Origin of the sequence: Mycolicibacterium fallax (genome assembly GCF_010726955.1) — a bacterium.
Classification (GTDB): Bacteria; Actinomycetota; Actinomycetes; order Mycobacteriales; family Mycobacteriaceae; genus Mycobacterium; species Mycobacterium fallax.
Map to the genome: position 1 here is coordinate 2,465,810 of NZ_AP022603.1, position 13,973 is coordinate 2,479,782.

A 13,973-nucleotide genomic window follows, 5' to 3' on the forward strand; every position below is an offset into this window, starting at 1 on the left:
CGGGCACACAAACGAGCGGATGAGGTGCGCATGGACTCGCTGGGCCTGTCGATCGGGGCGACCAACATGGTGGCCGTGCGGGCCGGGCAACCGCCGGTCCGCCGCCGCTCGGTGCTGACGGTGTTCCCGCACCGGCCCGCCGAGGTCGGACTGCCCGGCGAGAACCCGGACCTCACCGAGTCCGGGCTGGTGCTGTGGGGGTTTGCCGATCGGGTCGGCGACCCGGTGCCGATCGTCGCGCCCGACGGCTCCTCGCACCGCGCCGAACTGCTGGCGGCCGAGGCGCTGGCGGCGCTGGCCCGTGCCGCGGGGGCCGCCGGCCCGCAGCGGCTGGCGATCACCGTGCCCGCGCACTGGGGTCCGGCCGCCGTCGACGCGCTGCGTGCGGCGGTGCGCGCCCGCCCCGAACTGTCCTCCGAGGGGGCCGCCCCCGAGCTGATCCCCGACACCACCGCCGCGCTGACCGCGCTGGCCGCCGATCCCGGCCTGCCCACCCGAGGTGTGCTGGCGCTGCTCGACTTCGGCGGCACCGGGACGACCGTCGCGCTGGTCGACGCCGGAGCCGGGCTGCGCCCGATCGGCGCGCCGGTGCGCTCGACGGAACTCTCCGGCGAACTGATCGACCAGGCGATCCTCAATCATGTGCTGGCGGGTCTGACCTCCGCCGGCGGCGCCGACCCGGCCGGGACCGCGGCCGTCGGCGTGCTGGGCCGGTTGCGCAACGAATGCCGGCGCGCCAAGGAGCAGCTGTCCGCCGACACCGTCGCGGTCATCCCGGTCGAGCAGGGCGGTACCTCCACCGACGTGCGGCTGACCCGCGCCGAGCTGGAATCGCTGCTGGCCGGCCCGCTGGGCGCCGTCCTCGACACCGTCGGCGACCTGCTGGAACGCAATCGGATCCCGGCCGCGAACCTGTCCGCGGTGGCCACGGTGGGCGGCGGTGCGGCCATCCCGCTGTTCACCGAGCGGCTGTCGCAGCAACTGCGGGTCCCGGTCGTCACGGTGGCCGACCCCGGTGCCGCCGCGGCCACCGGGGTACGCCTGCTGGCCGAGCGCGGTCCGTCGGCCGACGCCATGACCGGGATGGCCCCGACCGGGCTGGCGATGGCCGCGGGCGCTGCGGGCGCCGCCCCCGACGCCCCGACCGGGCTGGCCCCGGCCGCCGACGACCCCAACGCCCCGACCGGGCTGGCGCCGGCGGCCGGCGATGCGACCGGCATGGCGCCGGCGTCGTGGGCCACCCACGGCGATCCCGGCGGCGAGGGCTCCCCCGACGCCACCTCCCGCGGGCTGGCCTGGTCCGAGGGTGCCACGGGTGCCGAACCGGTGCCCTACACCGGCCCGGAGTACGCGGCGCCGCCGCAGGGCGCGACCGCGGCCCGCCCGCCGGTGGAGTTCGACGCCGAAACCGAGCAGTACGACGCGGCGGCCACCCCGCTGCCCTGGTACCGCCGCCCGCCGCTGCTGTTCGGCATCGCCGCGGTGGCCGCGCTGGCCTCCGCCGGCGGGCTGGCCGTCACGCTGTCCAGCAGTGACGCCGACTCCACCCCGGTCACCACAACGATCACGCTGCCCAACGGAGAGGTGATCACCACCGCACTGCCGCCGTCGCAAAGCGCGACGGTGACCTACACCGGGGACAACGGTGAGGTCACCAGCTCGATGGTGCCGCCGCCGACCACCACCGCCCCGACCACCACCACCGAGTCGAGCACCACCGAGGAGTCCTCGGCGACGACCACCACCACCGAGTCGACCACCGGCACGACCACCACCGCGCCGACCACCACCACGACGCAGCCGACCACCACCCAACCCACCACGACCCAGCCCACCACCACGCAGCCCACCAGCGCCCCACCGACGACGACCGAGGCTCCGCCGACCACCACCCAGGCTCCGCCCACCACCACCCAGGCTCCGCCACCGACCACCCAGCCGCCGACGCAGCAGCCGACGCTGACCCAGGAGGCCCCCGCAGTCGACGAGCCCGCCGAGCCGTGACCACTCCGCCGGCCGGGCTGCCCGCCGACCTGCTCCGCGCGCTGGAGCAGGTGCCGGAGACGCCGCTGAAGCTGGCGATCAGCGGCGGGCTCGACAGCGGCAAGAGCGTGGCGGCCGCCGCCGCGCGCGACACCCTGCGCGCCGTCGGGCTGACGGTGCGGACCCTGCCCGGCCCGGCCGACGGGGCGGCCTTCGTGATCGACGACGCCGACGCGCTGTCCGACGCCGAGCTGGCCGCGCTGACCGCGATCGCCGCCGATCCAGCGGCCACCGTGGTGGTGGCGACCCAGCCGCTGCGGCACCGCGCGGCGCTGCGCGAGCTGCTGGAGACACTCGGCCGGGAGCGCGCGGTACTGCGGTTGACCGCGCACCCCGAGGTCGATCCGGCTCGGCTCGCCGCGCGGCTGCGCGGGCTCGACGAGCCGCTGCTGGACACCCTGGCCGTGCTGAGCCTCGACGACGCGCTGGGGCCCGCCGACGTCGCCGCCGCGCTGGGAGTTCCCGCGGAAGTCGCTCGCGACCTGGTCGATCGCGGCCACGCCACCGGCCTGCTGGAGCCCGGCGCGGGCGGCCCGGCGCGCGCGCTCGCCCATGAGGCGGTGGCCCGGGCCGTCGGCGCGGTACGGCACCGTGAGATCGAGGCCGCACTGCTGGACTCCCAGCTGGCCGCCGACACCCTGGGCGTCCGGCTGGCGCTGACGCTGGCCGAGCACGGCATCGACGACCCGCGGCTGGCCGACCGGCTGGCCGCCGCCGCCGACGCCGCCGACCCGGCCGCGGCGGCCCGGTTGTATCGCGCCGCGCTGGCCGCGGGCACCGGGACGCCGGCGGATTCGCTGCGGTTCGCCGACGCGCTGGCGCTGGCCGCCGACTGTCCGTCGGCCGCCCGGGTGGCCGACGGCCTGCTGTCCGCCCCAGACCCGACGGTGCGGGCCGCCGCCGTGCGCATCGCGGCCAGCGTCGCCTGCCACGACGGCAACACCGCGCAGGCCGCCGAGCTGTTCGGCTGGCTGGCCGGCGCACACGACGACGACGCGGATGCCGACCCGGCCACCGGTGCGGCGGCGGCGATCGTGGCGATCGCCGCCGGGGAGCCGGCCGCCGCCCGCGCCGCGGTGGCCCGCCCGGCCGCCGGCCCGCCGACCACCGCGGCCCGCGCCGCCCGCAACCTGGCCGAGGGCCTGCTGGGCACCGTCGCCCCCGGCGCCGACCCCGGATCAGCCGTCGCCCGGCTCGGCCAGTCCCTCGGTCCTGCGCCCGCGGTGGCGATGCCCGACGACGCCGCGGCGCTGGTGGCGCTGACCGCCCTGCACACCGGGGATCCGGTGCGGGTCCGCAGCGTGCTCGGCCGGGCGCTGCGCGAGGACGCCGGACGCCCGGCGCAGACCCTGTTCACCCACCGACATGTGCTGCTGCACGCCTGGACGCTGATGTCCGACGGGCAGCTGACCGGCGCTACGGCCGCCGCTGCGACGGTGCCGCAGGCCGGTCTGCACGCCCGCGACGCGCTGTGGTCGGCGGCACTGCAGACCGGCATCGCCCGGCGCGCCGGTGACACCGGGGCGCTGCACCGGCACTGGTACGCGGCGATGGAGGTGCTCGCCGAGTACTCGGTGGACCTGTTCTCCCTGCTGCCGCTGGGCGAACTGTGGGTGGCCGCCGCGCGGATGCGCCAGCTCGACCGGTTGGCTCACCCGCTCAGCAGCGCGTTTGCCCTGCTCGCCGGGTTCGGTGACCCGCCGTGCTGGTCGCTGCCGTTGCACTGGGCGGGGGTGCACGCGGCGATCCTGGCCAATGCCCCGGAGGCGATGGCCCCGCACGGGGCGGCGCTGACCGCCGCGGCCGGTCACAGCGACTACGCCCGGGTGCTGGCCACCGGCGGCCGGGCCTGGCTGCGGGTGCTGGCCAACCAGGTCGATCCCGACGAGGTGGCCGGCGCGGCCCGCGGGCTGGCCCGGTTCGGGTTGACCTGGGATGCCACCCGGCTGACCGGGCAGGCCGCCCTGCAGACCGCCGACTCGCGGGTCTCGGCGCTGATGCTGGCGCTGGCCCGCGACCTGAAGCTGGCCGCCGGGCCGCCCGAGGCGCCGCCGGAGGCCGCCGCCGACGGGCCCGCGCCCGCCCCGGCCGTCGCTGCGGCGCCGCGGGGGGTCGCGGCACCTGGGGCGGCGGCACGTGGGTCGGCATCATTACGTGGGTCGGCATCATTACGTGGGTCGGCATCATCACGTGGGGCGGCACTGTCGGAGCGCGAGCGGGAGGTCGCCGAGTTGCTGTTGCTCGGCCTGCCCTACCGCGACATCGGCGCGCAACTGTTCATCTCGGCCAAGACCGTCGAGCATCACGTCGCCCGGATTCGGCGCCGGATCGGAGCCGGATCGCGGACCGAAATGATGTCCATGTTGCGGGCGATGCTCGCGCCGACCGCCTGACGCGGTGCGGCCGGCGGTCGAGATCCGCACCACATCTCCACCGAACTTAGGCAAGCCTCGGTAGCGGTAAGAATCGGCAAAATGTCAGTATGAGCTGAACGAAGCCATGTTACCCACGGGTAACTATGCTCAAGTTACTAGCCAGTAACTCGCGATACGGAGGCGTTTCTGTGGATCTCGAACACACCCTGTTCCTGTGGCGAGGGATCATCATCGCGATCGCCACGGTCATCGTGGTCGCCTTCGCCGCCAAACGGGTGCTGTGGCTGACCCGGCTGATCAGCTCCGGCCAGAAGGTCGGCGACGAGCGCGGCCGCAAGGACCACCTGCTCCAACGCTTCCTGAACCAGAACAAGGAAGTCTTCGCCCAGTCCAAGCTGCTGAAGTGGTCGATCCCCGGCCTCGCGCACTTCTTCACCATGTGGGGCTTCTTCGTCCTGGCGACGGTGTACCTGGAAGCCTTCGGCGTGCTGTTCACCCCCACCTTCCACCTCCCGTTCGTCGGGCGCTGGCCGGCGCTGGGCTTCCTGCAGGACTTCTTCGCCGTCGCCGTGCTGGCCGGCATCATCGTCTTCGGGATCATCCGCATCATCCGCGATCCGAAGAAGCTGGGCCGCGAGTCGCGCTTCTACGGTTCGCACAACGGTGGCGCCTGGGAGATCCTGATCATGATCTTCTTCGTCATCGCGACCTACGCGGTGTTCCGCGGTGCCGCCGCCAACGTCCTGGAAGAGGACTTCCCCTACCAGTCCGGAGCGTTCTTCTCGCACTGGATGGCGGGGCTGCTGCACCCGCTCGGCCACACCGCCAACGTCTGGCTGGAGACCATCGCACTGCTGGCACACCTGGGCGTCATGCTGGCCTTCCTGCTGATCGTGCTGCACTCCAAGCACCTGCACATCGGCCTGGCCCCGGTCAACGTCACCTTCAAGCGGCTGCCCAACGGCCTGGGCCCGCTGCTGCCGATGGAGTACAAGGGCGAGCTGATCGACTTCGAAGATCCCGCCGAGGATGCGGTGTTCGGCCGCGGCAAGATCGAGGACTTCACCTGGAAGGGCAACCTCGACATGGCCACCTGCACCGAGTGCGGGCGATGCCAGTCGCAGTGTCCGGCCTGGAACACCGGCAAGCCGCTGTCGCCGAAGCTGCTGATCATGGACCTGCGCGACCACCTGTTCGCCAAGGCCCCGTACATCATCGAGGGCAAGCCGATGCCCGCCGAGGGCTCGGTGGACTTCGCCCACGACGAGTTCGAGCACGGCCACGGCGTGCCCGAATCCGGCTTTGAGCGGATCGTCGGGTCCGGCCCGGGCCAGGCGCTGCGCCCGCTGGTCGGCACCGCCGAGGCCGGCGGCGTCATCGATCCCGACGTGCTGTGGAGCTGCACCAACTGCGGCGCCTGCGTCGAGCAGTGCCCGGTGGACATCGAGCACATCGACCACATCGTGGATATGCGCCGCTACCAGGTCATGGTCGAGTCGGAGTTCCCCTCCGAGCTGAGCGTGCTGTTCAAGAACCTGGAGACCAAGGGCAACCCGTGGGGCCAGAACGCCAAGGACCGCACCACCTGGATCGACGAGGTCGACTTCGACGTGCCGGTCTACGGCCAGGACGTGGAGTCCTTCGACGGTTTCGAGTACCTGTTCTGGGTGGGATGCGCGGGCGCCTATGAGGACCGCGCCAAGAAGACCACCAAGGCCGTCGCCGAACTGCTGGCCGCCGCCGGGGTGAAGTTCCTGGTGCTGGGCACCGGCGAGACCTGCACCGGCGACTCGGCCCGGCGCTCCGGCAACGAGTTCCTGTTCCAGCAGCTCGCCGGCCAGAACGTGGAGACCCTCAACGAGCTGTTCGACGGCGTCGAGGCGGTCAACCGCAAGATCGTCACCACTTGCCCGCACTGCTTCAACACCGTCGGCCGCGAGTACCGGCAGCTGGGCGCCGAGTACACCGTGCTGCACCACACCCAGCTGCTCAACAAGCTGGTTCGGGACAAGAAGCTGATCCCGGTGTCGCCGGTGTCCCAGGAGGTCACCTACCACGATCCGTGCTTCCTGGGCCGGCACAACAAGGTCTACGAGCCGCCGCGTGAGCTGATCGGCGCGGCCGGCGCGCAGCTGACCGAGATGCCGCGGCACGGCGAGCGGGGCTTCTGCTGCGGTGCCGGTGGCGCCCGGATGTGGATGGAAGAGCACATCGGCAAGCGGGTCAACACCGACCGCACCGAGGAGGCCATCGACACCGGGGCCGCGCAGATCGCCACCGGCTGCCCGTTCTGCCGGGTGATGATCACCGACGGCGTCGACGAGGTCGCCGCGGCACGCGAGACCGAGGACAAGGTCGAGGTGCTCGACGTGGCCCAGCTGCTGCTGGCCTCACTGGACATGGACGCCATCGCGCTGCCGGCCAAGGGCACCGCCGCCGAGGAGGCGGCCGCCCGCGAGGCCGCCAAGCCGAAGCCCGCGCCGGAACCGGAGCCGGTGCCGGCTCAGGCCGCCGCCGCGCCCGCCGAAGCCAAGCCCGCCGAAGCCAAGCCCGCCGCCGAGGCCAAGTCGGCCGCGCCGGTCAAGGGCCTGGGCATGGCCGGTGCCGCTAAGCGCCCCGGTGCCAAGAAGGCCGCACCCGCGGCTGCAGCGGCTGCCCCGGCCGCCGAGGCTGCCGCCCCCGCGGCACCCGCGGCGCCGGTGAAGGGTCTGGGCATGGCCGGTGGCGCCAAGCGTCCGGGCGCCAAGAAGGCCGCTCCGGCAGCTCCCGCCGCCGAGGCGCCGGCTGCTGCGGCCGCTGAGGCTCCGGCCGCCGAGGCCGCACCCGCGGCCCCCGCGGTGCCGGTCAAGGGACTCGGGATGGCCACCGGGGCGCGTCGCCCCGGCGCCAAGAAGGCCGCGGCGGCTCCGGCTCCCGCACCGGCGGCCGAGCCCGCCCCGGCCGCCGAGGCTGAGGCACCCGCCGCCGAGTCGTCGACCCCGGCCGTTCCGGTCAAGGGCCTGGGCATGGCCCCGGGTGCCCGCCGACCGGGCACCAAGCGCTAAAGCGCAGTACGAGAAGGGGCGGGACCGGAAACGGTCCCGCCCCTTTCTCGTTGGCTGGGGTGACGGCGTCGGCGCAACCGCCCCAGCACCCAGAGGCCGCCGTATTCAAACGTACCGATCGGTGCGCAAGTGACCGCCGTGGCCAGAGTGGCACTGAAACCCCGAGAGGCCTTCCGAACGGTACGTCCGGCTACGGCCGGCCGGTCGGGCTCAGCGGACCTTGTGAAACTTGAACGGTGTCTGATTGATCACGCCGCCCGGGCAGTCGCCGTTCGAGTCGGCCGACATCACCCCGCTCATGGTGTCCGGGTTGACCGTGTAGTGCACGGTCACCGGGGCCAGGGTGCGGTCCGGGCAGAGCTGCCCGTCGGGCCGGCTGTAGTGGAAGGACCACAGTCCGTCGGACTCGGTGGCCTGACTGACCCAGCCGACGTTGCTGGACACCACCCGCACGCACCCGTAGGCCCCGCACTGGGTGGACACCGTCACCTCGCTGATGCCGTCGCCGCCGTCCATGGCGTACACCCCGTCGGCCAGCGGCGCGGCCTGGGCGATGCCGGCGCTGCCCAGCACCGCGGCGAACGCCAGCAGCGCGCCCGCACCGAACTTCCGCGAATTGATCACGGCGCGAACGTACCGCCAACATTCAGCAACTTCCCAGCTCAACGCGCGAATGCGCCATGTTGTGTCCGGGTCGCAACCAAACCGAACCCGAACCGCGCCGCACTCCTCGAGCCCACCGCGCCCGGAAAACCCGGTGGACAACCGTGGGAGAATAATTCCCGTGACCACTCACCAGCTGCCCGGCCAGACCTCGGGCAATCCGCATCACCGGCAACGGGTGTTCATGCAATCGACCAAATTGCAGAACGTCCTCTACGAGATCCGTGGGCCGATCCACGATCACGCCGCGCGACTGGAGGCTGAGGGACACCGGATCCTCAAGCTCAACATCGGCAACCCCGCCACGTTCGGATTCGAGGCGCCGGACGTGATCATGCGCGACATGATCCAGGCGCTGCCGTATGCGCAGGGCTACTCCGATTCCAAGGGCATCGTCAGCGCGCGACGGGCGGTGTTCACCCGGTACGAGCTGATCGAGGACTTCCCGAAGTTCGACATCGAGGACGTATACCTCGGCAACGGGGTGTCCGAGCTGATCACCATGACCCTGCAGGCGCTGCTGGACAACGGCGACGAGGTGCTCATCCCGGCCCCGGACTACCCGCTGTGGACCGCCTCGACGGCGCTGGCCGGCGGCACCCCGGTGCACTACCTGTGCGACGAGACCCAGGGCTGGCAGCCCGACATCGCCGACCTGGAGTCCAAGATCACCGACCGCACCAAGGCGCTGGTGGTGATCAACCCGAACAACCCGACCGGCGCGGTGTACAGCCGCGAGGTGCTGACCCAGCTGGTGGAGCTGGCCCGCCGCCACCAGCTGATGATTCTGGCCGACGAGATCTACGACAAGATCCTCTACGACGACGCCGAGCACATCAGCATCGCCACCCTCGCCCCGGACGTGTTGACGCTGACCTTCAACGGGCTGTCCAAGGCCTACCGGGTGGCCGGCTACCGGTCCGGCTGGCTGGTCATCACCGGCCCGAAGGAGTACGCGTCCAGTTTCATCGAGGGCCTGAGCCTGCTGGCCAACATGCGGCTGTGCCCGAATGTGCCTGCCCAGCACGCGATTCAGGTCGCGCTCGGCGGCCACCAGAGCATCGAGGAACTGGTGCTGCCGGGCGGCCGGCTGCTGGAGCAGCGCGACGTGGCCTGGGAGAGCCTCAACGAGATTCCCGGGGTGTCCTGCGTCAAGCCGCGCGGCGCGCTGTACGCGTTCCCGCGGCTGGACCCGGAGGTCTACGACGTCGACAACGACGAACAGCTGGTGCTCGACCTGCTGCTGCAGGAGAAGATCCTGGTCACCCAGGGCACCGGGTTCAACTGGCCCAGCCCCGATCACCTGCGGGTCGTGACCCTGCCGTGGGCGCGGGACCTGGAGGCCGCCATCGAGCGACTGGGCAACTTCCTGGTCAGCTACCGCCGCTGAGCCCGGGCCGAACGACCCGGTGACGCACTCACACTCGCATTCGCACTCACTGTCCGGCCCGTCGCCGTTGGGGCCGGTGGCGGCCCGCATTGTCGTCGGCCTGCTGGTGGCCATCGCCGCGCTGGTCGCCGTCGGGGCGGTGGCGCTGTGGCCCAGCGGGCAGCAGGTTGATATTCCGCTGCCGTTTCAGAATGCCAGCGGCGGCGCGGTCAGCACCGAGGCCGGCCGGGTGGTGTCCACCACGATGGCCGATTGCGGCAGCCCGTCCTCGGGCAGGGTGCTCAGCGGCCCGGCGCAGGCCGGCCAGCCCGGCGCCGGGGACTGCGTGCAGGCGTTGATCGCCATCGATTCCGGCCCAAACCGCGGCGCGACCACCATGCTGGAGTTCACTCCGGGCCCGGGCCAGCCGAATCTCGCCGCCGGAGAGCACGTTCGGGTGATCCGGGCGGTCGACGAGGCCGGTGCCACCGGCTACGGGTTCTACGACTACGAACGCGGTCTGCCGCTCACGCTGCTCGCGCTGACGTTCGCAGTGGTGATCGTCGCGGTGGCCCGCTGGCGCGGGTTGCGAGCGCTGATCGGGATCGGCGTGGCGTTCGGGGTGCTGGTGGTCTACCTGCTGCCGGCGCTGCGCGACGGGGCGCCTGCGGTACCGGTGGCCCTGGTCGCCTCGGCGGGCATCCTCTACGCCGTCATCTACCTAGCGCACGGGGTCAGCCTGCGCACCAGCGCCGCGCTGCTGGGCACCCTGACCTCACTGCTGGTGGCCGCCGGACTGTCCTGGGCGGCAATCGAACTGGCGCACCTGACCGGACTCTCGGAGGACCAGAACAACGAGGTCGCCGCGTATCTGGGGCACGTGTCGATCACCGGGCTGCTGCTAGCCGGGTTCATCATCGGGTCGCTCGGCGTGCTCAACGACGTCACCATCACCCAGGCGTCGACGGCCTTTGAGCTCGCCGCGGCGTCCGAAACCGGCTCGCGGCGCGAGGTTTTCGTCGGCGCGATGCGGGTGGGCCGCGATCACATCGCCTCCACGGTGTACACGCTGGTGCTGGCCTACGCGGGTTCCTCGCTGCCGCTGCTGCTGCTGTTCAGCGTGGCCAACCGGTCCCTCGGTGACGTATTGACCTCGGAGGCGGTCGCCATCGAGATCGCCCGCTCGGCGGTCGGCGGCATCGCGCTGGCGCTGTCGGTGCCGTTGACGACGGCGATCGCCGCCGCGCTGGCCACCCCACCGAAGCGCCCTCGCCAAGCCCAGGCGGCATAGATAGCAGAATTGCTATACTCGAAGGATGCGTGGGATTGGCAACGACTTGGTCCGCGAAGCGCGCAAGCGCGCTGGCCTGACCCAACGCGAACTGGCCGCGTTGGCGGGTACGACGCAGAGCGCCCTCGCGAGAGTCGAGTCCGGACGCACCGCACCGAGTTTCGATCAGGTGCTACGACTCATCCGGCTGTGCGGACTCGATCTCGACATCATGCTGGTCGAACGCGATGATTCTGACTACGCACAGGCGTCACGGCTTGCCGAGCTCACGGCCGAGCAACGGTGGACGCGCGCCACACAGGTCGCTGATCAAATGCGACAGTTCCGCAACGCCAGGAGTCGAAGTGCCTGAGCCCTGGCAACCTGGCCCCCTGCTCGAGGTGCTTCTTCGCCGCGGCGTCCGCTTTGTGCTGATCGGCGGCTTCGCCGCCATCGCCTACGGTTCCCCGTTTCCCACTGAGGACGTCGACATCACCCCCGAGGCCTCGACGGCCAATCTGAAGCGACTGTCCGATGCGCTGCACGAACTCAAAGCGAAGATCCGCACGGAAGGCGTCGATGACGGTTTGCCTTTTGATCCCGATGCAGCCTCGCTCGCCGCGGCCAGGATGTGGAACCTGACCACCTGTTACGGCGATCTGGATATATCAATGGCTCCCAGCGGGACCACGGGATACGCCGACCTCATCAAGGATTCCGTCGACCACGCAGCCTTTGGCCTTTTGATTCCCACCGCGTCCCTCGCCGACATCATTCGAAGCAAGCAGGCGGCCAACCGACCAAAAGACCAGCGGGTGTTGCCGGTACTGCGCGAACTGCTCGCGTCACGCCACGACCAGCACACCGACGACGACTGACATCGGCTACTGCTCCAACAGCCCCAAAAGGTAAGTGCCGTAACCAGATTTGCGCAGGGCCTCCCCGCGCGCGGCCACCTGCTCGTCGTCGATGAAGCCCATCCGCCAGGCGACCTCCTCGGGGATGGAGATCTTCAGTCCCTGACGCCGCTCGATGGTGCGGACGAAATCGCTGGCGTCCAGCAGTGAGTCGAAGGTTCCGGTGTCCAGCCACGCGGTGCCCCGGGCCAGGGTCTCGACGTGCAGCCGCCCGGCACGCAGGTAGGCCTGGTTGACCTCGGTGATCTCGTATTCGCCTCGCGCGGAGGGACGCAGCGACCGGGCGATCTCCACCACGTCGCTGTCGTAGAAGTACAGACCGGGAACGGCGTAGTGCGACTTGGGGTTCTGCGGCTTCTCCTCCAGCGAGACCGCGCGGCCGTCGGCGTCGAACTCGACCACCCCGTAGGCGCTCGGGTCGGCGACCCGGTAGGCGAAGATCGCGCCGCCGTCGACGTCGGCGAATCGGCGCAGGCTGCTGCCAAGACCGGGTCCGTAGAAGATGTTGTCGCCCAACGCCAATGCCACCCGGTCGCTGCCGATGTGGTCGGCGCCGATGACGAACGCCTGCGCCAGCCCGTCCGGACTGTCCTGGGTGGCGTAGCTGATCGCGATGCCCAGCTCGGAGCCGTCGCCGAGCAGCCGCTGAAACGCCTGCGCGTCCTGGCTGGTGGTGATGAGCAGGATGTCGCGGATGCCGGCCATCATCAGGGTGGACAGCGGGTAATAGATCAGCGGCTTGTCGTACACCGGCAGCAACTGCTTGCTGGTGCCCATGGTGATGGGGTACAGCCGTGTGCCCGAACCGCCGGCCAGGATGATCCCGCGCATACCTGCAGCCTATGCCGCCGAGCCGGCTGATCGTCGGACGGTCCGGGTGATTCGCGGCTGCTACCGTCAACGCTGCCAGCTATCACCGCGCTGACGGTGGCCCCACTGGGCATCGTCTTCGGGCACATCGCGCTGTCGGAGATCAACCGGACCGGCCAGGACGGCCGGGCCTTCGCTGTCGCCGGACTGGTGCTCGGCTGCGTCGGGCTGGTGACCCGGATCGTCGCCGCCATCGTCTGGATTGCGGTACTCAACGGCGCCATCTCCTGACGCCGCGGTGGCCTGACTGCGCGGTGTCCTGACGGCGCGGTGTCCGAGCCCCGGAGTCACCGCCCGGCGCCCGGGCGGGTCAGTCGTCGCGCAGGTCGGCCTCGGTCATATCGGTGGCGGCCAACGCCTCCTCCAGGCTCCGGTGCCGGAACACCGAGGTCACCTGGTCGCGCACCACCCGGAACCCGCTGGCCTGCACCGTGCCGTCGGACAGCAGCTCCTCGGCGACCACCGCGCCGTCGTGCACAAACAGCCGCCCGACGCTGACCTCTCGGTGCGCGCGCTGGGCCCAGTCGCGCATCGCGGCCAGGCCCTGCGTCGCCCCCTCCGGCTCGCCGATCTTGATGTCGTCGCTGGACAGCTGCACCAACGTGTCCAGATCCCCGGCGTTGAGGGCGTCGTGCCAGGCCAGGACGGTCGCGATCTCCGAAACAGTCATACCGGCAAATCTATCGCCTCAGAACTTCATCCCGTCGAGCCAGGTCGCCAGCAGTTCCTCGTCGCCGAAGATCTCCACCGCGGCCTCCACGGGCGGGCGACGACGGGTGGTGACCAGCATCAGCTCCCGCACCGGCCCGCGCAGCGCCACATCCCCGGAACTGTGCCCGTGCGTCCAGGTGCCGTCGGCGATCGTCCACTCCCCCAGATCCCCCAGGTCGGCCTCTGCGGCGTGCAGATGCACCCGCCCCGGCAGCCCGGGATTCAGCGCGCTGGTCAGGTCCAGCCACTCGTCGATGCAGTCCGCGGCCAAGTCCGGACGCACCTCAAAGTCCAGCCCGCCGGCGAACGCGGCGTCGACGCGGTGCACCAGCACCTCGTGCAGCCGGCGGCGCAGCCACCAGGCCGCGGGCCGCTGCCCCAGAAACGTCCACACCGATCCGTCGGTGCCGTCCTCGGCGATGATCCGGTCGACACTGTCGACGAGCAGTCGGGCGCCGTCGTCGAGCCAGGCCAGCGCGCCGTCGAGGTCTGCCGGCGGGCGACCGTCGGGTACCTGGGCGGGGTCGGCGGCCCCGGTGGCGCGCTCGGCGACCATTTGGGCCGCCCAGCGGTTACCGCGGCCGACGTGCCGGAACAATTGCTTGACGGTCCAACCCGGGCAGGTCGGCACCGGCGCGTCCTGGTCGCATCGGGCCACCGCGGCACCGAAGGCCCGGTTCTGGTCGAGTAGCTCTGCGCCGAAATCCACGG

At 71.4% G+C, this 13,973-nt stretch carries 12 protein-coding genes; 8 read left to right on the plus strand and 4 right to left on the minus strand.

The window, feature by feature from the left end; translation table 11 throughout:
* The first annotated feature begins 30 nt into the window (after window positions 1-30).
* The 3 genes from G6N10_RS11820 (at window position 31) to G6N10_RS11830 (ending at window position 7,462) form a co-directional block, all read left to right on the plus strand.
* Window positions 31-2,004 (plus strand): Hsp70 family protein, encoded by a 1,974-nt coding sequence (locus tag G6N10_RS11820; protein WP_085095919.1) that lies wholly within the window; start codon window positions 31-33, stop codon window positions 2,002-2,004.
* The gene (gene iniR, locus G6N10_RS11825) at window positions 2,001-4,436 is read left to right on the plus strand and encodes an isoniazid response ATPase/transcriptional regulator IniR (RefSeq protein ID WP_085095917.1); all 2,436 of its coding nucleotides are present in this window, start codon (window positions 2,001-2,003) and stop codon (window positions 4,434-4,436) included. The genes G6N10_RS11820 and iniR overlap by 4 nt, the downstream gene beginning before the upstream one ends.
* A 125-nt stretch (window positions 4,437-4,561) precedes the next feature.
* Window positions 4,562-7,462: a (Fe-S)-binding protein gene (locus G6N10_RS11830; protein WP_085095915.1), complete on the plus strand. Its 2,901-nt coding sequence runs from the start codon at window positions 4,562-4,564 to the stop codon at window positions 7,460-7,462.
* Window positions 7,463-7,672: 210 nt separating this feature from the next.
* On the opposite strand, the gene G6N10_RS11835 is transcribed toward G6N10_RS11830, so the two are convergent.
* Entirely contained in the window at window positions 7,673-8,086 is a 414-nt protein-coding gene (locus tag G6N10_RS11835; protein WP_085095912.1) for a hypothetical protein, read from the minus strand.
* Window positions 8,087-8,219: 133 nt separating this feature from the next.
* Between G6N10_RS11835 and G6N10_RS11840 the strand changes: the two genes are divergently transcribed.
* The 4 genes from G6N10_RS11840 to G6N10_RS11855 are packed head-to-tail and all read left to right on the plus strand — an operon-like array spanning window position 8,220 to window position 11,642.
* Window positions 8,220-9,515, plus strand: a complete 1,296-nt coding sequence (locus tag G6N10_RS11840) for a pyridoxal phosphate-dependent aminotransferase (protein ID WP_109750503.1) — start codon at window positions 8,220-8,222, stop codon at window positions 9,513-9,515.
* Between the two features lie 19 nt (window positions 9,516-9,534).
* Complete coding sequence (locus G6N10_RS11845) at window positions 9,535-10,785, plus strand: YibE/F family protein (protein ID WP_085095906.1); 1,251 nt, start codon at window positions 9,535-9,537, stop codon at window positions 10,783-10,785.
* A 25-nt stretch (window positions 10,786-10,810) separates the two neighbouring features.
* The gene (locus tag G6N10_RS11850) at window positions 10,811-11,137 is read left to right on the plus strand and encodes a type II toxin-antitoxin system RelB family anti-toxin (protein WP_085095903.1); all 327 of its coding nucleotides are present in this window, start codon (window positions 10,811-10,813) and stop codon (window positions 11,135-11,137) included.
* Window positions 11,130-11,642 carry a hypothetical protein gene (locus G6N10_RS11855; protein ID WP_085095900.1) on the plus strand — a complete coding sequence of 171 codons (513 nt, stop codon included), beginning with the start codon at window positions 11,130-11,132 and terminating at the stop codon, window positions 11,640-11,642. Before G6N10_RS11850 ends, G6N10_RS11855 begins: the two co-directional genes overlap by 8 nt.
* Window positions 11,643-11,648: 6 nt before the next feature.
* On the opposite strand, the gene rfbA is transcribed toward G6N10_RS11855, so the two are convergent.
* Entirely contained in the window at window positions 11,649-12,512 is an 864-nt protein-coding gene (gene rfbA, locus G6N10_RS11860; protein WP_085095897.1) for a glucose-1-phosphate thymidylyltransferase RfbA, read from the minus strand.
* 96 nt (window positions 12,513-12,608) lie between these two features.
* Here rfbA and G6N10_RS11865 point away from each other — a divergent pair, with 96 nt between their 5' ends.
* Complete coding sequence (locus tag G6N10_RS11865) at window positions 12,609-12,782, plus strand: DUF4190 domain-containing protein (protein ID WP_234810547.1); 174 nt, start codon at window positions 12,609-12,611, stop codon at window positions 12,780-12,782.
* 79 nt (window positions 12,783-12,861) lie between these two features.
* On the opposite strand, the gene G6N10_RS11870 is transcribed toward G6N10_RS11865, so the two are convergent.
* Together G6N10_RS11870 and G6N10_RS11875 are read right to left on the minus strand one after the other, a co-directional pair.
* Entirely contained in the window at window positions 12,862-13,221 is a 360-nt protein-coding gene (locus tag G6N10_RS11870; protein WP_085095891.1) for a nuclear transport factor 2 family protein, read from the minus strand.
* Window positions 13,222-13,239: 18 nt separating this feature from the next.
* Complete coding sequence (locus G6N10_RS11875; RefSeq protein WP_085095888.1) at window positions 13,240-13,971, minus strand: maleylpyruvate isomerase family mycothiol-dependent enzyme; 732 nt, start codon at window positions 13,969-13,971, stop codon at window positions 13,240-13,242.
* Between the last annotated feature and the right edge of the window lie 2 nt (window positions 13,972-13,973).

What these genes read in the sequence shown, in the direction of transcription:
- G6N10_RS11820 (WP_085095919.1), top strand. Translation starts at nt 31, where the DNA reads ATGGACTCGCTGGGCCTGTCGATCGGGGCGACCAACATGGTGGCCGTG.
- G6N10_RS11870 (WP_085095891.1), bottom strand. Translation starts at nt 13,221, where the DNA reads ATGACTGTTTCGGAGATCGCGACCGTCCTGGCCTGGCACGACGCCCTC.
- rfbA (WP_085095897.1), bottom strand. Translation starts at nt 12,512, where the DNA reads ATGCGCGGGATCATCCTGGCCGGCGGTTCGGGCACACGGCTGTACCCC.
- G6N10_RS11830 (WP_085095915.1), top strand. Translation starts at nt 4,562, where the DNA reads ATGCTCAAGTTACTAGCCAGTAACTCGCGATACGGAGGCGTTTCTGTG.
- G6N10_RS11850 (WP_085095903.1), top strand. Translation starts at nt 10,811, where the DNA reads ATGCGTGGGATTGGCAACGACTTGGTCCGCGAAGCGCGCAAGCGCGCT.